Annotated in this window: 3 protein-coding genes and 1 pseudogene; all 4 read left to right on the forward strand. The window is 69.9% G+C overall.

Annotated elements, in window-relative coordinates; translation table 11 throughout:
• Window positions 1–177 precede the first annotated feature (177 nt).
• Entirely contained in the window at window positions 178–999 is an 822-nt protein-coding gene (locus tag F3087_RS22635) for a M23 family metallopeptidase (protein WP_150404041.1), read from the forward strand.
• A 91-nt stretch (window positions 1,000–1,090) separates the two neighbouring features.
• A complete protein-coding gene (locus F3087_RS22640) occupies window positions 1,091–2,077 on the forward strand; it encodes a helix-turn-helix domain-containing protein (protein ID WP_150404042.1) in 987 nt (328 codons plus the stop codon).
• A 291-nt stretch (window positions 2,078–2,368) separates the two neighbouring features.
• Window positions 2,369–9,718, forward strand: coding sequence for a non-ribosomal peptide synthetase (locus F3087_RS22645; RefSeq protein ID WP_150404043.1), 7,350 nt, complete (start codon window positions 2,369–2,371; stop codon window positions 9,716–9,718).
• A gap of 201 nt (window positions 9,719–9,919) precedes the next feature.
• Window positions 9,920–22,177 (forward strand): annotated as a pseudogene (locus tag F3087_RS22650) (amino acid adenylation domain-containing protein); the annotation flags it as partial.
• Window positions 22,178–22,261 lie beyond the last annotated feature (84 nt).

Raw genomic sequence — 22,261 nt, forward strand, 5'->3', positions numbered from 1 at the left:
GGTCACGACGGGGTAGAGTTCCCGTCACAACGGATGCCAAACCGTTACATCGCAAGCTTCACCGGATCGTTACCGAACCGGTCCGCGACCGGCCCGGCTCCGCTGAACCACCTGTTCTTCGGACGCAAGGACGCAGCTGTGTCGCACCATCGGGTAGGCCCCAGTTCCATTACCGTCATGAGCCTCATCGGCGATGAAATCTCGGGTCGGCCGACGCGGCATCGCGTCGAGTCCACCGCGACCGACCGGGTGAAGGTCGCCGCCGGCGTCGCGGTCGCCGCGGGCGCCCTGATCGGCACCGTCTCCCAGATCGCCCCCGCGGTCGCCAGTCCGCTGCTGCCCGGTGCGCACGACGGCGACGAAGCTGACGCTCCGATGACCTTCCGCGGCACCGGCATTCTGCCGGTCGCCCAGGTCAAGGCGGCCCCCGCGCCGGAGGCCCCGGCTCCCGAGGTGCCGGTCGCCAGTCAGATCGCCGCGCCCGCCCCCGCACCGTTCGGCCTGCAGAACCTGCCGCCGGAGATCGCCGGCCCGCTGGCTCAGGCCGAGCAGATCCTCAAGGGCGTGCAGCAGCAGACCGCGCCCGCCCCGATGGGCGCCGTGCGCCCGGTCGGCGGCGAGATCAGCTCCGGCTTCGGCAGCCGCTGGGGCGAAATGCATTACGGCCTCGACTTCGCCGATCAGATCGGCGCCCCCATCCACTCGGTGAGCAACGGCACGGTGATCGAAGCGGGCCCCGCGTCCGGCTTCGGCCTGTGGATGCGGGTGCAGCAGGACGACGGCACCATCGCCGTCTACGGCCACGTCAACGAGATGCTCGCGCACGTCGGCCAGCGGGTCAACGCGGGCGATGTGATCGCCACCGTCGGCAACCGCGGCAACTCCACCGGCCCCCACCTGCACCTGGAGATCTGGGACCAGGGCGGCACCAAGATCGACCCGCTGCCGTACCTGGCGGCCAAGGGTGTGCCGCTGCAGTGGGGACCGTCGGCCCACTGATTCCGCTGCCCGGCTTGATATTCCGTCGATCCCTGCCCCCATTCCCGGGCAGGGAGCCCCGCCAGGACCGATCGGTCGATAGGCTCGGATCGTGACAGAGCTGGGCGACATCTTCGAGCCTGGATCACCGCACGGCCGCACCTACGCCGTGCTGGTGCATCATCCGCGATCGAGTCTCCCCGATATCGCGCAGTACCTGGGCGTTTCGGAGGAGACCGCCGCGGCGTCGTTGAACGTGCTCGCGGACCTGCGCGCCGCCGTGCGAGTGCCGGGCGGCGACGACGGTCCCGCGGTGTGGGACGCGCACGCCCCGGAGTCGTTGTCCGAGGCCGAGGCCCGGCGCAGGCAACAGCAGATCAACCAGATGCACACGGCCGCAGCGCGGCTCAGCGAGACGTTCCGTTCGGTGCGCCGCTCGCCGCGCAGCAACGGCGCCGTGGTGCCGGTCTTCGAACGCCTGGAAATGCTCGCCGATTTCGAGGAGATGCAGACCAGCGCGCGCAGCTGCGTCAAGGTGATCGAACGCGGGCCCTACCTCAGCGATCTCGAGCGTGAGCGACAGTTGTTCCAGCTCAAGCGGAATCGGCTCGGCGAAGGCATCCGCTACCAGACGCTCTATCAGGACACCATCTATCAGGATCCGGAGCGGCTGCGCCACGCTCTGTCCACCAATGCCAGTGGGGCACAGGCGCGCACGCTGCCGGAGCCGCCGTTCAAAATGATCGTCAGCGACGACGAACGCGCTAGCCTGGTGCTGCACGTCGACGAACGCCGCCCCGACCCCATGGGCTTGCGGATCACCGGCTCACCCGCGCTGGACCTGTTGATCAAGACGTTCGACGTGCTGTGGTCGCTGGCCGCGCCCATCTCGGTGAACCCGACCGCGGAGGCCCTCGACGAACGTGACCGCGCGATCCTGACGCTGATGGGTCTCGGCGCCACCGACGACACCATCGCGCGACGGCTCGGGATGTCTCGGCGTACTGTGGTCCGCCGGACCGCGCGACTGCTGGAGCGGCTCGGCGCGAGCACCCGATTCCAGGCCGGGGTGCAGGCAACCCGGCGAGGTTGGTTGTGAACTAGTTCACCGATCCGGGTACTCCTGCAACACGACCGGTCTGTTACCGATATAGACCGTGGCATCTGGCAAGACACCGCTTCCATGGGGGTAGCGGCGGATGTGGGAAAGACAGGAGCCCGAACAAAGGGGGCGGACCGCTGTCAGCGGTCCGTATCAATCCAAGACAGCAAGGCGTGGGCACCGAGCAGTCCCTTATATGATTGCTCGGACCGCGCTGGCCCCGGACGATACGCCCTCGATATGGGTAGGGCCGGGTCCTAGCTCGATGCGAGAGGTGAATGCACTCGAATGGAAACTGCCCGTCGTTCCGCTCGTGGTAGCCGTCGCCGCAGGTCGGGCAGCCCGCTGTTCGGGCAGTTGCTGACCGCCGCCGTCGAATCCGAGGCCAATGAGGTCGCCGTTCGCTTCAATCCGTCGGGTCAGCTCGACGACGAACGCCAGCTGACCTACGCCCAACTGGACGCGACCTCCTCGCGGCTGGCCAGGGAACTGATCGAGCGCGGTGTCGGACCCGGTGACGTGGTCGCCATCGGCATCGCCCGCAGCCTCCAGTCGGTCATCGCCGTGTGGGCCATCGCCAAGACCGGCGCCGCGTACGTGCCGGTGGATCCCGCCTACCCGACCGACCGCATCAATCACATCCTGTCCGACTCCGGCGCGACCGTCGGGCTCACCACCTCGGCGCACCGCCCGGTGCTCGGCACCGGCGTGTATTGGATCGAGCTGGACGACCCGGTGCAGGCCGCGCGGATCGCCGCGCGCCCCGAGCACCCGATCTCCTACACCGACCGGGTGCGTCCGCTGGACGAGCGGCACCCGGCCTACGTCATCTACACCTCCGGTTCGACCGGGCGGCCCAAGGGCGTCGTGGTCACCCACACCGGCCTGGCCGGGTTGGTCGCCGCCGAGCGTGAGCACTACGGCGTGACCGCCGATTCGCGGGTGCTGCATGTGTGCTCGCCGAACTTCGACGTGTCGATCCTGGAGTTGCTGCTCGCCTTCTCCTCCGGCGCGACGCTGGTGATCGCGCCGCCGTCGGTGTTCGGCGGCTACGAGCTGGCCGATCTGCTGCGCCGCGAACGCGTCACGCACATGCTGATCACCCCGGGCGCGCTGGAATCGGTCGACCCGACCGACCTCGAGGACCTGCGGGTCGTGGTCGTGGCCGGGGACAAGTTCGGTCCGGAACTGGTCGGCCGCTGGGCCACCGCGGATCGTGAGTTCTACAACGGTTACGGACCGACCGAGGCCTCTATTCTCGCGACCAGTTCGGCGCCGATGGTGGCCGACGACGTCATCACGATCGGCTCGGCGATCCCGGGAGTCGGTGCGTTCGTGCTGGATTCGCGGCTGCGGCCGGTGCCAGCGGGCGTGGTCGGCGAGCTGTATCTGTCGGGTCCCGCACTCGCGCAGGGTTATCTGGGCAAGCCGGGGCTCACCGCGGAGCGCTTCGTGGCCAGCCCGTTCGGCGCGGATACCGATACTCCGGGCGCGCGGCTGTATCGCACCGGAGACCTGGTGCGGCGCAGTGAATCTGAGGACGGCGGCACGATCGAGTACCTGGGTCGCTCCGATTTCCAGGTCAAGATCCGTGGTTTCCGCATCGAACTGGGCGAGATCGACAACGCGCTGACCGCGCACCCGGACATCGACTACGCGGCCACCCTCGGCAAGACGCTGCCGTCCGGCGCGACCGCGCTGGTGTCCTACGTGCTGCCGCGCGCCGGAACCGTCGTCGACACCGGCGAACTCGCCGAGTTCATCGGAGAGTCGCTGGCCGGATACATGATTCCGGCCGCCATCATGGTGCTCGACGAGATCCCGCTGACTCCGGTCGGCAAGCTGGACCGCGCGGCGCTGCCCGCACCGGTGTTCGCCGCCAAGGCTTTCCGCGCCCCGTCGACGCCGGTCGAGGAGATCGTCGCCGACGTGTTCGCCGCACTGCTGGTGGCCGGCGACGAGGGCCGGGTCGGCGTGGACGACGACTTCTTCGAACTCGGCGGCAACTCGCTGCTCGCCGCGCAGGCCGCCGCCCGGATCGGGTCGGCGTTGCAGGTGCGGGTGCCGGTGCAGCTGCTGTTCGAGGCGACCACCGTGGCCGCGCTGGCGGAACGGGTCGAGCAGCACGCGGGTTCGGCCGCCGGGCAGGCGTTGCACGCCCGCCCGCGTCCGTCGCGGGTGCCGCTGTCCTATGCGCAGCAACGGATGTGGTTCCTGAACCGATTCGATCCGAGCAGCGCGGTCAACAACATTCCGGCCGCGGTGCGCCTGTCCGGGCACCTCGACATCGACGCGATGCGCGCCGCCGTGCGCGACCTCACCGAGCGGCACGAGGTGCTGCGCACGCTGTACCCCGAGGTGGACGGCGAGGGCTACCAGCGGGTGCTCTCGATCGGCGATCCGCGCGCGGTAGCCGAATTCGTGGTCGAGCCGGCCACCGAGGCCGAGCTGGCCGGGCTGGTCGCCGCCGTGGTGACCGAGGGCTTCGACGTGACTTCGGCGCCGCCCGTTCGGGTTCGGCTGCTCGAGCTGAGCGAGACCGAGCATGTACTGGTCTGCGTGGTGCACCACATCGCCGGTGACGGCTTCTCGATGGGCCCGCTGACCCGCGACCTGATGGCCGCCTACCTGGACCGGATGCGCGGTGGCGCACCGGAATGGCCACCGCTCGAGGTGCAGTACGCCGACTACGCGATCTGGCAGCGGGAGATCCTGGGCGCCGAGGACGACCCGGAATCGGTGCTGGCCAAGCAGATCGACTACTGGCGCGCCGAATTGGCCGCGCTGCCCGAGCAATTGGAGCTGCCCGCCGACCGGCCGCGGCCCGCGGTCGCGTCCAACCACGGCGCCACCCTCGCCTTCGAGATCGGCCCGGACGTGCACGGCGCGCTGAGCCGCCTTGCGCACAACCACAATTCGACGCTGTTCATGGTCGTGCACGCCGCGCTCGCGGTGCTGCTGGCCCGGCTGTCCGGCACCAGGGACATCGCCGTCGGCACCCCGGTCGCCGGGCGCGGCGAGGCCGCGCTGGACGACCTGATCGGCATGTTCGTCAACACCCTGGTGCTGCGCACGGATATCGACTCCGGCGCGACGTTCGACGAACTGCTGCGCGAGGTCCGCCGGGTCGACGTGGAGGCCTTCGGCCACGCCGACGTGCCGTTCGAGCGCCTGGTGGAACTGCTGGATCCGGCCCGCTCGGCGGCCAGGCACCCGCTGTTCCAGGTGATGCTGACCTTCCAGAACCTGGCCCGCACCGAACTGGAACTGCCCGGCCTGTCCGCCTCGGCGGTGGATCTGGCGATGCCGCTGGCGAAGTTCGATCTGCAACTGGCGCTGGTCGAGCGGATCGACCGGCAGGGTGCCGCGGAAGGCATTTCGGCCGCCTTCACCTACGCCACCGACCTCTTCGACGAGGCCACCGTGCAGGACTTCGCCGACCGCTTCGGCCGGATCCTGGCCGCGGTGGCCGCCGATTCCGACATCCCGGTCGGCGATATCGACGTGCTCGCCCGGGGCGAGCGCGATCTGGTGCTGCACGAGTGGAACAGCCCGGGCGCCTCGGTGCCCGAGGTGACCCTGGTGGATCTGATCGGCGCGCAGGCGCGCAGGCGTCCGGACGCCGGGGCGATCCGCTTCGGCGACACCACGCTCACCTTCGGCGAGTTGCAGCGTCGCGCCAACAAGGTGGCCCGGGCGCTGATCGCGCAGGGCGTCGGCCCGGAAGCGCTGGTGGCCGTTGCGGTTCCGCGTACCGAGGAGCTGCCGGTCGCGCTGCTCGCGGTGCTCACCGCCGGTGCCGGGTACCTGCCGATCGACACGACCTACCCCGCGCAGCGGCTGGAGTTCATGCTCGCCGATGCCGCTCCGGCGTGCATCCTTACCACCGCGAGCGAGCTGGAATCCATTCCCGCGGGCGATATTCCGGTCATTCTGCTGGAGGACACCGCCGGCTTCGCCGACGCCGCGGTGCGCGCGGCAGAGCGGACCGCGCCGCTGCGGCCGGACAACCTGGCCTACGTCATCTACACCTCCGGTTCCACCGGTGTGCCGAAGGGCGTCGGCGTCACACACCGCAATGTGGTGCAGTTGTTCGCCAACACCCAGTCGATGTTCGAGTTCGACGAGACCGACGTGTGGACGCTGTTCCACTCGTTCGCCTTCGACTTCTCGGTCTGGGAACTGTGGTTCGCGCTGGCCAACGGCGGCACCGTCGTCGTGGTCGACTACCTGACCTCCCGGTCGCCGGAGCTGTTCCGCGAGTTGCTGATTCGCGAACAGGTCACCGTGCTCAACCAGACCCCTTCGGCGTTCTATCAGCTCGCCGAGGCGGACCGGGCCGCGCAGAACGCCGATCAGGCCAAGTTCGCGCTGCGCTATGTGGTGTTCGGCGGCGAAGCCCTGGACCTGCGCCAGTTGCAGCGCTGGTACGAGCGGCACGCGGTGGACGCGCCCTGGCTGGTCAACATGTACGGCATCACCGAGACCACGGTGCACGTGTCGTTCCTGTCGCTGGACGAGCAGATGGTCGACAACGCGGCCAGCGTCATCGGCCGCGCGTTGCCCGGCCTGGACGCCTACGTGCTCGAGGACCGGCTGCACCCGTCGCCGGTCGGCGTGGCCGGCGAGATCTACGTGGCCGGCGCTCAGCTGTCCCGCGGCTACCTCGGCCGTCCCGGGCTGGCCGCGAGCCGGTTCATCGCGAATCCGTTCGGCGCGCCGGGATCTCGGATGTACCGCACCGGCGACATCGGCCGCTGGGTCGGCTTCGGCGGGCAGGCGACGCTGGAGTACGCCGGTCGCGGCGATCAGCAGGTGCAGTTGCGCGGCTTCCGGATCGAGCTCGGCGAGATCGAGTCGGCGCTGGTGCGCTGCCCCGGGGTGAGCCAAGCGGTGGTCCTGGTCATCGCGGACGAGAACGCGGGCGATCGGCTCATCGGATATGTCGTGCCGGACACCGGAATTCAGCTCGACGCGGCCGAATTGCGTACGCAGGTGGGCGAATTCCTCACCGGGTACATGGTGCCGGACGCGATCGTGGTGCTGGATGTGCTCCCGCTGACGCCGAACGGCAAGCTGGACCGAAAGGCCCTGCCCGCACCGGAATTCCTCAGCACCGCCACCTTCCGCGCGCCCGGCTCGCCGGTCGAGCAGGCGGTCGCCGAGGTGTTCGCCGGACTGCTCGGGGCCAACGAGATCGGCCTGGACGACGACTTCTTCGGCCTCGGCGGCAACTCGCTGCTGGCCACCCGGGTGGTCGCCCGGATCAACGAGGCGCTCGACGCGAACCTCGTCGTGCGCGAGCTGTTCGAGTCGCCCACCGTCGCCGCGCTGGCCGCCCGGGTCGTGCCCGGCGCGGCCAAGGCGTCCGGCGCCCGGCCGCCGCTGGCCCGGATGCCGCGCACCGACCGGGTGCCGTTGTCGCTTGCGCAGCAACGGATGTGGGTGCTCAACCAGTTCGATCCGGACTCGCCCGCCTACAACATCCCGCTGGCCATCCGGCTCTCCGGCGTGCTCGACGTGCCCGCGCTGCGCAACGCCGTGGCCGACGTGCTGGAGCGGCACGAGACCCTGCGCACCCGCTACCCGTCGGACCCGGCCGGGGTGGCCTACCAGGAGATCCTCTCGGTCAGCGAGTCGCTGCCCGGTGGCCTGGAGACCGTCTCCACCGCCGATCCGATCGGCCGTATCACCGAGCTGCTGTCCACCGGATTCGATGTGACCCAGCAGGTTCCGGTGCGCGCGCTGCTGCTCGCGGTCGGCCCGGACGAGCACCTGCTCGCGCTGGTCGTGCACCACATCTCCGCCGACGGCGCCTCGATGGCCCCGCTGGCCCGCGACCTGGTGACCGCGTATCTCGCCCGGATCGGCGGCAATTCGCCGCGCTGGTCGCGGTTGGAGGTGCAGTACGCCGACTTCGCCGCCTGGCAGCGTGCGGTCATCGGCACCGACGACGACGAGAACTCCATCGCGGCAAAGCAGTTGGCGTTCTGGCGGCACCAGCTCGACGGACTGACCGGCGAGCTGAACCTGCCGCTGGACCGCCCGCGTCCCGCGGTGCCGTCGATGCGCGGCGCTTCCACCGGCTTCGCCGTCTCGCCGGACGTGCACGCGGCACTGGTCCGGCTTGCGCGCGAACACAATTCGACGCTGTTCATGGTCGTGCACGCGGCGCTGGCGGTGCTGCTGGCCCGGCAGTCGGGCAGCAGCGACATCGCCATCGGCACGCCGATCGCGGGTCGCGGCGAACGCGCGCTGGACGAGCTGGTCGGCATGTTCGTCAACACGCTCACCCTGCGTACCGCCGTCGAGCCCGGCGTCACCTTCGCCGAACTCGTCGACCGGGCCCGGGAGACGGACCTGGCCGCGTTCGCCAACGCGGACATCCCGTTCGAACGGGTCGCCGAGGTGGTCGCGGTCGGCCACGCGACGGTCTACAACCCGCTGTTCGGCGTCGTGCTGTCGTTCCAGAACAACGAGCAGCCCAAGCTGGAACTGCCCGGCCTGACCATCACCGGACTGGACGGCGGCGAGATCGCGGCCAAGTTCGACCTCCAGGTGAACGTCGATCCGCGGCATCACGCCGACGGCACCCCGGACGAGCTGATCACCGCGATCACCTACGCGACAGACCTTTTCGACGAGTCCACGGTGCAGGCGCTGTGCCGCAGGCTGGAACGGGTGCTGTCCGCGGTGGTCGCCGATCCGGCCGTGCGGGTGGGCGACATCGACCTGCTCGACGCCCAGGAGCGCGAGCGGGTGCAGTCCGCCGCGGAATCCGCGCAGGAGCCCAGCGCCACCGGCGCGACGGCCACCACCGGAACCGCACTGACCCAGGCGCTGACCGCGGTGGTCGAGGACGACCCGGACGGCCCCGCACTGGTCGCCGGCGAGGACGCGGTGTCCTACCAGGAACTCGACGCGCGCTCGTCCCGGCTGGCCCGCGTGCTGGCCGCTCGGGGCTGCGGTCCCGGCGACGGTGTCGCGGTCCGGTTCGACCGCGGGGTCGACGCCGTCGTCGCGACCTGGGCCGTGCTCAAGGCCGGCGCCGCGGTCGTTCCGCTGGCCTCGGCCGACGCGCCGATCCCCGCGGGCCCGGTGGTCAAGGTCGGACTGACCGGCGCCGCCGTGCCCACCACAAGCGAGGTCGACTGGCTCGTGCTCGACGATCCCGCGGTGGCCGCGCAGATAGCGGCGGAATCGCCACGACCGGTCACCTACGCGCACCGCACCCGGGTGCTGCGTGGCACCGATCCGGCCTACGTCGGGACGCGCACCCTCACCTACGACCAGTTGGCCGGTGCCGCGGACCAGTTGCGCACGGGCACCGAGCTGACCTTCGAGTCCCGCACCTTCCAGTTCGGCGGCCCGGCGGAGCTGGCGCTGATCGAGGTGGTGGCGGCGGGCTCGTGCGGCGCCTCCATGGTGCTCGTCCCCGGCGACGCCGACCTGACCGAGGCGCTGGCCGACGAATGGGTCAGCCACCTGCTGACCGATCGCGCCGCAGCCAGTACCCTCGATCCGGCGGCACTGGAGGACCTCCGAGCCGTGGTGCTCGCCGACGGCGGGGATGTCGGCGGCGCATGGACGCAGGTGGCGACGGTCGTCGGACTGGCCGATCTGCTGCGTGCGGGGTAAATCCCGCCGAGTATCGGGTGCAAGCCCCTAAAAACATGACTAGGGTCACTCGGGACCGGTTCGCCGAATCGAGGCGCCCCGCGCCAAGTATGGCTTCAACATGTTCGACAGGCAGGATGAGCAGAGTTTCATGGTTCGTGTAGTTGGGGACGTGCGTGCTGATGGCCGGCGGGGAAGCAAGATCCTGGCACTGGTGAACGCATGACGCGTTCGGCTCGTGTCCGGCCGGCGCGGACCCGGCGACCCCGGGTCATCACGCTGCCGCAGCTGATGGCGACCGCCGTCGAAGCGAACCCGGACGGCATCGCCCTCACCTATGCCGACGCCACAGCGACACTGGCGCAACTGAGCTATGCCGAGCTCGACGAGCGGTCGACCCGCCTGGCGCGGCTGCTGATCGAGCGCGGCGTCGGCCCGGAAGATCTTGTCGCGATCGGTGTTCCGCGCTCGATCGACTCCGTGGTCGCGGTCTGGGCCGTGGCCAAGTCCGGGGCCGGTTTCGTGCCGGTGGACCCGAACTATCCGGCCGACCGGATCGAACACATGGTGAAGGACTCCGGCGCGGTCTTCGGGCTGACCATCGGCCGGTCCGCCGCCCAGCTGCCCGGCCAGGTCGAATGGCTGGTCATCGACAGCGAGACCACCCTGCGCTCGCTGGAGCGGCACTCGACCGAGCCGATCACCAACGCCGATCGGGTGCGTCAGCTGCGCGCCGAGCATCCGGCGTGGGTCATCTACACCTCCGGTTCGACGGGTGCGCCCAAGGGCGTGGTCGCCACCCAGGCCGGTCTGGCCGGGTTCTGCGAGGAGCAGCGCACCCACTACGGAGTCACGAGTACCGCACGGACACTGCACTTTTCCTCGCCCTCGTTCGACGCCTCGATGCTGGAGCTGCTGCTCGCCCTCGGCGGCGCGGCGACCATGGTCGTGGTGGCGCCGACGGTGTTCGGCGGCGACGATCTCGCCGAACTGCTGCGCCGCGAGCGGGTCACCCACGCGTTCATCACCCCCGCCGCGCTGGCCTCGATCGATCCGGCCGGGCTGGACGACCTCGGCGTCGTCGCGGTCGGCGGCGAGGCCTGGCCGCCGGATCTGGTGCGGCGCTGGATACTTCCGGTCACCGGCGGCGTCCGCGCCCTGTTCAACGTCTACGGGCCGACCGAGACCACGATCGTGGTGAACATCGGTGCGCCGCTGGTGCTCGATGCCCCGCTGACCATCGGCGGTCCGATCCGCGGCGTCACCGAATACGTGCTGGACGAGCGGCTTTCGCCGGTGCCGGACGGCGTGGTCGGCGAGCTGTACATCGCGGGCGCGCAGGTGGCGCGCGGTTACCACGATCGCCCGGCACTCACCGCCGCGCGATTCGTAGCGAATCCGTTCGACCCCAACGGTTCTCGGCTGTACCGCTCCGGCGACCTGGTTCGCTGGACCGCCGAGGGCAGGCTGGAGTATGCGGGGCGCAACGACTTCCAGGTGAAGGTGCGTGGTTTCCGCATCGAGCTCGGTGAGATCGACGCGGTGCTGGCGACCCACGAGAGTGTCGACTTCGCGGTCACCATGGGGCACGAGCTCGACAGCGGGACAACGATTCTGGTCTCCTACGTGCTGGCCGCGCCGGGCGCGACGGTGGACACCGACGAGCTGATCGCGACCGCCGAGCAGCGGCTGCCAGCGCACATGGTGCCGACCACCATTACGGTGCTCGACGAGATCCCGCTGTCGCCGACCGGCAAGCTGGACCGCCGCGCACTGCCCGCGCCGCAGTTGCAGACCAAGGAATTCCGCGCGCCCAGTGGCGAACTGGAGCAGCTGGTCGCGCAGGTCTTCGCGGAGCTGCTCGACACCGGCGCCGAGATCGGCGCCGACGACGACTTCTTCGAGCTCGGCGGCAACTCGCTGGTCGCCACCAAGGTGGTGGCCAGGCTCGGCGCGCAGATCGGCGCCAGGGTGCCCGCGCGCACCGTCTTCGAGGCGCCGACGGTCGCCGCTCTGGCGGCGCGGCTCGCCCCGTTCACCGGCTCGGGCGGCAGGCAGGCGCTGGCGCCGATGCCGCGCCCCGAGCACATTCCGCTGTCGCTGGCCCAGCAGCGGATGTGGTTCCTGAATCAGTTCGACACCGCCTCGGCGGCGAACAACATTCCGTTCGCGATCCGGTTGTCCGGGGCGCTGGACGTGCCCGCGCTGCAAGCGGCGGTCGCCGATCTGGTCGAGCGGCACGAGACGCTGCGCACGGTCTACCCGGCGGTGGACGGCACCGGCTATCAGGTGGTTCTGCCTGCGGCGCAGGCGATTCCGGAGCTGGTGGTGACCGAGGTCGCCGAGTCCGAGCTGCCGAGCAGGCTGTCCGAGTTCATGCTCGCCGGATTCGATGTGGCGGCCGAAGTGCCGCTGCGGATGGCGTTGTTCCGGTTGGGCGACGGCGACCACGTGCTCGCGGTCGTGGTGCATCACATCGCTGCCGACGGCACATCGATGGCGCCGATGGTGCAGGACCTGACCGTTGCCTACTTCGCTCGCAGCGCGGAATCCGCGCCGGGTTGGGCTCCGTTGCCGGTGCAGTACGCCGACTATGCCCTGTGGCAGCGCGCGATGCTCGGCGACGAGAACGACCCGAAGTCGGTCGCCGCGGAGCAGATCGGTTACTGGCGAACGGCTTTGGCGGGTCTGCCCGGTCGGCTGGAACTGCCGGCGGATCGGCCGCGGCCCGCACAGCCCTCCGGTCGCGGCGGCGTGCACACGTTCGAGGTCGACGCACAGACGAGGGCCAAGCTCGACGCGCTCGCGCTCGACACGGGCGCCTCACTGTTCATGGTGGTGCATGCGGCGTTCGCGGCCCTGCTCGCCCGGCTCTCGGGCACGCCCGACATCGCCATCGGCACGCCGGTGGCCGGTCGCGGCGAGGCGGAGCTGGACGGGCTGATCGGCATGTTCGTCAACATGCTGGTGCTGCGCACCGACAGCGCGCCGGGTGCGTCGTTCCGCGAGCTGGTCGAGTCGGCCAAAAAGGTTGATCTCGCGGCCTTCTCGCACGTGGAGTTGCCGTTCGAGCGGCTCGTCGAGGTGCTCGATCCCGCGCGCTCGCAGGCGCATCACCCGCTGTTCCAGGTGGCGCTGTTCTTCCAGAACATGGACAAGCCCGCGTTGGAACTACCGGGGCTGTCGGCGTCCGCCCTGGATCTGGACGGCGCGGCAGCCAAGTTCGACCTGCAGCTGACGGTGACCCCGCACGAGGGCGAGAACGCCGGCCTGTCGGCCATGTTCACCTATGCCACGGATCTGTTCGACGCGGCGACGGTGGCCCGGTTCGCCGCTCGATTCCGCCGGCTGCTGCGCGCGGTCACCGCCGCCCCGGACCGGGCGATGGGCGATGCCGACCTGTTGTCGCTGGTCGAACGGGATCGGATTCTGTTCGAGTGGAACGACACTCGGCAGCGCGTCGCCCCGCATCTGCTGCTCGACGGCTATCGGCAGGCGGTGGCGACCACCCCGGATGCCGTCGCGGTGGTCTACGAGGGCACTGAGCTCACCTATCGCGAGTTCGATGAGCGGGTCAACCGGCTTGCCCGGTTGTTGATTTCGCAGGGTGTCGGTGCGGAGTCGCTGGTGGGTCTGGCGATTCGGCGTTCGCTTGATCTGGTTGTCGGTATGTATGCGATCGTCACCGCGGGTGGCGCGTATGTGCCGTTGGATCCGGATCATCCGGCTGAGCGGATCGCGCACATCCTCGATACCGCCCAACCTGCCTGCGTCGTCACGACTTCCGCCGACGCGGCCGCCTTGCCGACCAGCGCTGTTGCGGTGTCGATCGATACCGCCGACCTGGCACGGTTCGACGGCGCGCCGGTGCGCAAAGACGAGTTGCTCCGTCCGGTGTCACCGCAGAACCCGGCGTACGTCATCTTCACCTCCGGCTCCACCGGTCGTCCCAAGGGCGTCGCGGTGTCGCACGCGGCGATCAACAATCAGATCGAGTGGATGCTCGCCGAGTACCCGCTGCACGCGGACGACGTCTACCTGCAGAAGACCGCGACCACGTTCGACGTGTCGCTGTGGGGTTTCTTCATGCCGCTGCGGGTCGGCGCGAGGCTGGTCGTGGCGACCCCGGACGGGCATCGCGACCCGGCCTACGTCGCGGAAACCATTGCCGCGCAGTCGGTGACGGTCACCGACTTCGTGCCGTCGATGCTGACCATCTTCGCGGCGCACACCGCCAAAGGCACCGTCCCGACGCTGGAGCAGATCTTCGTGATCGGCGAGGCGCTGCCGCCCGAGACGGTCACCGCCGTGCACGCGGTGATCGACGCGGACGTGCACAACCTCTACGGCCCGACCGAGGCCGCGGTGTCGGTGACCTACTGGCCCGCCGACGGCTCGGATACCCGCTCGGTGCCGATCGGGTTGCCGCAGTGGAACACCCGCGTCTACGTGCTCGACGCGCGCCTGCGCCCGGTCCCGGACGGCGTGGCCGGTGAGCTGTATCTGGCCGGTGACCAGCTGGCGCGCGGATACGTCGGCAGGCCGGATCTGACCGCCGATCGGTTCGTGGCGAATCCGTTCGGCAGCGGTCAGCGCATGTACCGCACCGGCGATCTCGTGGTGTGGCGCAAGGCTTCCGGCGCGGACGCCGACGAGGACATGGTGCTCGACTACATCGGGCGCACCGACTTCCAGGTGAAGTTCCGTGGTCAGCGCATCGAGCTCGGCGAGATCGAAACCGCGCTGCTGGCGCAGGATTCGGTGAGCCAGGCGGTGGCGCTGGTCAGTCAGTCGACGCTCGGTGACCAGCTGGTCGCCTACGCGGTCGCCGCGCCCGGCGCGCGGATCGACCCGCAGGAGCTGCGCGGCGCGATCGCGGAAACGTTGCCCACCTACATGGTTCCGGCCGCCATTGTCGCGCTCGATGAGCTCCCGCTGAATGCCAGCGGCAAGCTGGATCGTAAGGCGCTACCGGAGCCGATGTTCACCGCGCGCGAATTCCGCGCGCCCGCAACGGCGGTCGAGGAGATCATCGCGGGCGTCTTCGGCGAGGTGCTCGGGCTGACCCGGGTCGGCGCCGACGACGACTTCTTCGCCCTCGGCGGCAACTCGCTGATCGCCACCCAGGTGGTCGCGCGGCTCGGTGCGGCCGTCGGCGGCCGGGTGCCGGTGCGGACGCTGTTCGAGGCACCGACCGTGGCCGGCCTGGCCTCCGTGATCGATTCGCAGGTGCACAGCCGGCCCGGGGTCGAGCTGGGCAGCATCGAACGGCCGGAAGAATTGCCGCTGTCGCTGGCGCAGCGGCGGATGTGGTTCCTCAACCGATTCGACCAGGACGACGACGCGGCCGGTTCGGCCGCCTACAACCTGCCGTTCGCGCTGCGGCTGACCGGCACGCTGGACGTGGCCGCGCTCGGCGCGGCGCTGCACGATGTGGTGGCGCGGCACGAGGTGCTGCGCACCGTGTACCCGGAGACGGCCACCGGCCCGATCCAGGTTGTGCTGCCGCCCAACGGGATCGCGCTGGATGTCGCGCCGCGGCTGCTGAGCGAGGCCGACGTGGCGAGCGCGGTGTACGCGCTGGCGTCGAGCTCGTTCGACGTGACCACCGAGGTCCCGGTGCGGGTGGCGCTGCTCCAGGTCGACGGCGTCGCGGACACGTATGTGCTGGCTGTCGTGGTGCATCACATCGCCGCGGACGGGTCCTCGATGGGCCCGCTGGTGCGCGACGTGATGATCGCCTACGCCGCACGGACCGCGGGCGAGGCGCCGAACTGGGCGCCGCTGCGGGTGCAGTACGCCGATTACGCGCTGTGGCAGCGGGCGGTGCTCGGCGACGAGACCGACGCCGAATCCATTGCCGCGCAGCAGATCGGCTTCTGGCGCTCGCACCTGGCCGACCTGCCGGATCTGCTGGAGTTGCCGACGGACCGGCCGCGTCCGGCGATCGCGTCCATGGCCGGTGCCCGGGTAGATGTGCAGATCGACGCGGCTACCCACGCCGGTCTCGTGGAACTTGCTCGCGCGCAAGGCGCGACGCTGTTCATGGTTGTGCACACCGCGCTGGCGGTGCTGCTGGCCCGGCTCTCCGGTTCGGTGGACGTGGCCATCGGCACGCCGCTGGCCGGTCGGGGCGAGCGTGAGCTGGACGACCTGATCGGCATGTTCGTGAACACCGTGGTGTTCCGGACCCAGTTCGAGTCGGGTGAGTCGTTCGTCGACCTGCTGGGCAGGCAGCGCGAATCCGACCTGCACGCGTTCGCGCACGCGGACATTCCGTTCGAGCGCCTGGTCGAGGTGCTCAACCCGCCGCGCTCGACGGCGCATCACCCGCTGTTCCAGGTGGGGTTGTCGTTCCAGAACATCGCGCGGGCCGCGCTCGAACTGCCCGGTCTCGCGGTGTCGGGGCTGGACGCGGATCTGGCGGTGTCGCAGTTCGATCTGCATCTGATCGTGGGCGACGGCTACGACGAATCCGGCGTGCCGACCGGCATGGGCGGGTTCTTCACCTATGCGACAGACCTTTTCGATGCCGCGACCGTGCAGGGCTTCGCCGAGCGGTTCGCACGAATCCTCGCCGCCGTGGTGGCAGACGCGACCACGCCGGTCGGGGATATCGAGGTGCTCGACGCGGTCGAGCGCGACGACGTGCTGGCCGGGTGGAACGCCACCGAGCAGCAGGTCGACGAGTCGGCGACACTGGTCTCGCTGCTGGACGCGGCCGTGGCCGCCGATCCGCGATCCGTGGCGCTCGTGGTCGATCTGCCGACCGGTCGCGAGAAGGTGACCTACGCGGAGCTGGATGCCCAGGTCAATCGCCTTGCCCGGCAGCTGATCTCCGTCGGCGTCGGACCGGAGTCGCGGGTCGCCTTGGCATTCCGCCGTTCGGCCGACCTGGTCGTGGCGATGTACGCGGTGGCGAAGACCGGCGGCGCGTATGTGCCGGTGGATCCGGCGCAGGCCGCGGAGCGCACCAGTTACATCCTCGAGACGGCCGCACCGGTGTGCGTGCTGACCAATGCCGACGCCGAGTTCGCTACCGACGTCGCGCCTTTGGTGCGGATCGATGAACTCGATCTCGACGGACTGGATGCCTCCCCGGTTACCGATGCCGATCGCGTTGCGCCGTTGCGTCCGGAGAACACGGCGTATGTGATTTTCACGTCGGGTTCGACGGGTCGTCCTAAGGGTGTTGCGGTTTCGCATGCGGCTATTGCGAATCAGTTGCAGTGGAAGGTGACCGAGTTCGGTCTCGATGCTGCTGATGCGATTCTGCTGAAGACCGCTGCCACGTTCGACCTTTCGGTGTGGGAGTTCTGGTCTGCGGCGGTGTGTGGTGGCCGTTTGGTCATCGCCGCCCCCGACGGTCATCAGGATCCCGCGTACCTGAATGAGCTGATGGCTCGCGAGTGGGTGACCACTTTGCATGTGGTGCCGTCGATGCTCGACGCGCTCACCGCCGGCGATTTCCCGAACTCGCTGTGGCGAGTACTCGCGATCGGTGAGGCACTGCCGGCCGGACTGGCGCAACGTTTCCTGCGCGACTACCCGCGCGTCGAACTGTTCAACCTGTACGGCCCGACCGAGGCCGCGGTGTCCATCACCAGCCATCGGGTCGGTCGCAACGATCAGGCCTCGGTGCCCGTCGGCGCACCGGAGTGGAACAGCCAGGTCTTCGTGCTGGATTCGCGACTGCGGCCCGTGCCGGTGGGCGTCTCCGGTGAGCTGTACCTGGCCGGAGCACAACTCGCACGTGGTTACTTCGGTCGGGCGGATCTGACCTCGGATCGGTTCGTGGCCAACCCGTTCCAGACCGGCGTCCGGATGTACCGCACCGGTGACCTCGTGGCCTGGAAGCCCTCCGGTGAGCTGGAGTACCGGGGCCGCACCGACTTCCAGGTGAAGATCCGTGGCTTCCGCATCGAACTCGCCGAGATCGACGCGGCGCTGCTCGCGCTGCCGTCGGTCGCCCAGGCCGCCGTCATCGCCAAGTCGGACCCGCGCACCGGTGATCGCCTGATCGGCTACCTGGTTCCGGCCGGGACCGAGGTCGATGTGGCGCAGGTGAAGTCGGCGCTGACTGCCACTCTGCCGTCGTACATGGTGCCGTCCGCATTCGTCGTGCTGGATGCGCTGCCGCTCAATGCGAACGGCAAGCTGGATCGAAAGGCGTTGCCGGAGCCGGAGTTCGAGGCGCAGGTGTTCCGTGCGCCGTCGACGCCGATCGAGGAGATCGTGGCCTCGGTGTTTGCCGAGGTGCTCGGTGTCGATCAGGTCGGCGTCGACGACGATTTCTTCGGTCTCGGCGGTAACTCGCTGCTGGCCACGCAGGTCGCCGCGCGCATCGGCGCCGCACTGGATTCGCGTGTTCCCGTTCGCGCGCTGTTCGAGGCCTCGACCGTCGCCGGTCTGGCCGCCAAGGTCGAGCAGCACGTCGGCTCCGGCCGCAAGGCGCTGGTCGCGGGCTCACGCCCGGAACAGATTCCGCTCTCGCTGGCCCAGCAGCGGATGTGGTTCCTGAACCAGTTCGACACCGGCTCCGCCGTCTACAACATCCCGGCCGCCATCCGCCTCTCCGGCCAACTCGATGTCGCCGCACTGCAATCGGCGGTCCGGGATCTGGTGGCCCGCCACGAGATCCTGCGCACCACCTACCCGCAGACGCAGCACGGCCCGGTGCAGTCCATCGCCGAGCAGATTCCGGTCGATCTCACGCTGGCGCAGATCGACGCGGCGGATGTGGCGGATTCGGTATACCGAGTCGTGGCGGCGGGTTTCGACGTCACCGCCGAGGTTCCGTTCCGCGCCAACCTGTTCCAGATCACCGGCACCACCGACTACGTCCTGGTGTTCGTCGCGCACCACATCAGCGCCGACGGCTGGTCGATGGGCCCGCTGACCCGGGACCTGATGCTGGCCTATGCCGCCCGCACCGGCGGCGCGGCCCCGGACTGGGCCCCCCTCCCGGTTCAATACGCGGACTACAGCATCTGGCAGCGCGACGTGCTCGGCGCGGAGGACGACCCGCAGAGCCTGATCGCTCAGCAGGCCGACTACTGGCGCACCGCGCTGGCCGCCCTGCCGGACGAACTGGCCTTGCCCGCCGACCGCCCGCGCCCCGCGGCCGCCTCCTACCGAGGCGCGACGCTGGACTTCGAGCTGGACGCGGACCTGCACGCCGCGCTCGAACGGGTTGCCCAGCAGCACAATGCGACGCTGTTCATGGTCGTGCACGCCGCGCTCGCGGTGCTGCTCGCCCGCCTGTCCGGCAGCTCCGACATCGCCATCGGCACCCCGGTCGCCGGTCGCGGCGAGGCCGAACTCGACGACCTGATCGGCATGTTCGTCAACACCCTGGTGCTGCGCAACGAGATCGAGCCCGGCGCGACGTTCGACTCGTTGCTCGCCGCCGTGCGCGACACCGACGTCGCCGCGTTCGGCCATGCCGACCTGCCGTTCGAGCGACTGGTCGAACTGCTCGACCCGGTCCGCTCGGCGGCCCGGCATCCGCTGTTCCAGGTGATGCTGGTCTTCCAGAACCTGGCCCAGACCTCGCTCGAGCTGCCCGGCCTCACCGTGGCCGGTCTCGACCCGCAGGTGCAGACGGCCAAGTTCGACCTGCAACTCACCATCGCGGAACAGCCGGACCGCCAAGGCCTCTCGGCGATCTTCGGCTACGCGACGGACCTGTTCGACGCCGCGACCGTGCAGAACTTCGCCGACCGCTTCCGCCGCATCCTCGCGGCGATCGCGGCCGACGCCGCGGTGGTGGTCGGCGATATCGACGTGCTCGCCGCCGGTGAACGCGAACTCGTGCTGCGCGAATGGAATTCGCTCGGCGCCTGGGTGCCCGGCGCGACCCTGCCCGGCCTCATCGCCGATCAGGTGTGGCGTCGTCCGGACGCGGTCGCGATTCGTTTCGGCGACCGCACGCTGGCCCACCCGTCGCCCGACCACCGCCCCTCATCGGGTCGCTCCGCGACGCTGACTTATCGTGAATTGCAACGTCGCGCCAACCAGGTCGCCCGAGCCCTGATCGCCCAGGGCGCGGGCCCGGAATCGCTGGTGGCCGTTGCGGTGCCGCGCACCGAGGACCTGCCGGTCGCCCTGCTCGGCGTGCTCGCGACCGGCGCCGCCTACCTGCCCATCGACTCCACCTACCCGGCGCAGCGGCTGGAATACATGCTCGCCGATGCCGCCCCGGTCTGCGTGCTGACCACGGCGGACGAGCGGGCCGCGGTGCCCACCGGTGACCTGCCCGTCGTCTTGTTCGAGGAGACAACGGCATTCGCCGACGCGCCGATCCACGACGCCGACCGGCGTGCGCCGCTGCACCCGGACAACCTGGCCTACGTCATCTACACGTCCGGCTCGACCGGCGTGCCGAAGGGCGTCGGCGTCGCGCACCGCAATGTCGTCGAGCTGTTCGCGAACACCCAAACCCTGTTCCGCTTCGACGAACACGACGTCTGGACGCTGTTCCACTCGTTCGCGTTCGACTTCTCGGTGTGGGAACTGTGGTGCGGTCTGGCGCACGGCGGCTCGGTCGTGGTGGTCGACTACGGCACGTCGCGGTCGCCGGAACAGTTCCGCGAGTTGCTGATTCGCGAGCGGGTGACGGTGCTGAACCAGACCCCGTCCGCCTTCTACCAATTGGCGGAGGCCGACCGGGCCGCCGAGCCCGGCGCGCTGGCGCTGCGCTACGTCGTGTTCGGCGGCGAGGCCCTGGATCTGCGCAAGCTCGAGCGCTGGTACGAACGACACGGTGCGGCAACCCGTTTGGTGAACATGTACGGCATCACCGAGACCACGGTGCACGTGTCGTTCCTGCCGCTGGACGAGCGCGACCGCGGCAATCCGGCCAGCGTCATCGGCCGCGCCATCCCCGGCCTGGACGCCTACGTGCTCGACCCGCGCCTGCACCCGACCCCGCTCGACGTGCCCGGTGAGCTGCACGTGGTCGGCGCGCAGCTGTCCCGCGGCTACCTGGGTAAGCCGGGCCTGACCGCGACCAGGTTCGTGGCGAATCCGTTCGGCGCGCCCGGTTCGCGCATGTACCGCACCGGCGACGTCGGTCGCTGGCGGGACTGCGGCGACAAGGCCCTGCTCGAATACGCCGGTCGCAGTGACCAGCAGGTGCAGCTGCGCGGTTTCCGCATCGAACTCGGTGAGATCGAGGCGGCGCTGGTGCGCTGCGCGGGTGTGAATCAGGCCGTCGCCCTGGTCCGTTCGGACGTGCAGGGCGACCGCCTCGTCGGTTACGTTGTGGCAGAAGTCGACTCGGCGGCCGTGCGGGCCGAGGTCGCCGAGTTCCTGACCGGCTACATGGTGCCGGACGCGATCGTGGTCCTGGACGCGCTCCCGCTGACCCCGAACGGCAAGCTCGACCGCAAGGCCCTGCCCGCACCGGAATTCGTCAGCGCGATCGCCTTCCGAGCGCCGGGTACGGCGCTGGAGCAGACCATCGCCGGGGTCTTCGCCGACCTGCTCGGCGTGCAGACGGTCGGTCTCGACGACGACTTCTTCGGCCTCGGCGGCAACTCGCTGCTCGCCGCACAGGCCGTCGGCCGGCTGCGCGAGGCCACCGGCACGACGATCAGCGTGCAGTGGTTCTTCACCGACGCCACGGTCGCCGGGCTCGCCGCCCGGATCGACGCGCAGGCGCCGGGAGAGCGCGACCTCGACGCCGGAATGGGCATCCTGCTGCCGATCCGCACCACGGGCAGCGCGGCGCCGCTGTTCTGCCTGCACCCGATGTACGGCCTGGCCTGGAGCTACGCCGGCCTCGCCCAGCACCTGCCCGCCGACCAGCCGATCTACGGCGTGCAGTCGCCTGCCCTGTCCGAGGACGGCGACCTGCCCGGCTCGATCGCCGAGCTGGCGCACCGCTACGTCACCGAGATCCGGACCGTGCAGCCGCACGGCCCATACCGGCTGCTCGGCTGGTCGCTCGGCGGCGTGCTCGCGCACGCCATCGCCACCGAGCTGCAGGGCGACGGCGAGCAGGTCGAACTGCTGGCCATGATGGACAGCCACCCGAACCCCGACGTCGCGGGCTTCCGCGCGGCGGTGCGCGGCGCGCTGGCCGAACTCGGGCTCGGCGGCGACCTGATCGGGGCCGAGGACGACATCTACGACCTCAGCGACCAGGCCCTGGCCGCGTTGCACGCGATGATCCCGCCGGAACTGGTCGCCCTGACCCCCGAACGGTTGCGGCGCATCTACCGCAGCGCGGTCCGCTCGGCCGAACTGATCGCCCAGCATCGTCCAGGGGTGTTCCACGGCTCGGTGGCGTACTTCAGCGCGGCCGTCGCCGATCCGGCGGATGTGCTTCGCGCCACTGCGACCGACTGGTCGCCGCACGTCACCGGTGCGGTGCTGGACCAGCCGGTCGGGGTGACGCACGCGCAGATGACCGCGCCGGAGGCGCTCGCCGAGATCGGCGCCGAGCTGGCGATTCAGCTCGGCCGGCTGGACTGAGCAGGTCCTGCCGCCGTGGGGTCACCAATCGCGCGCCGGCAGGGAATAATCGTTCCCGGCGCGCGTTTCGCGCGGCCGGGTCGC

Source organism: Nocardia colli (genome assembly GCF_008704205.1).
GTDB lineage: Bacteria > Actinomycetota > Actinomycetes > Mycobacteriales > Mycobacteriaceae > Nocardia > Nocardia colli.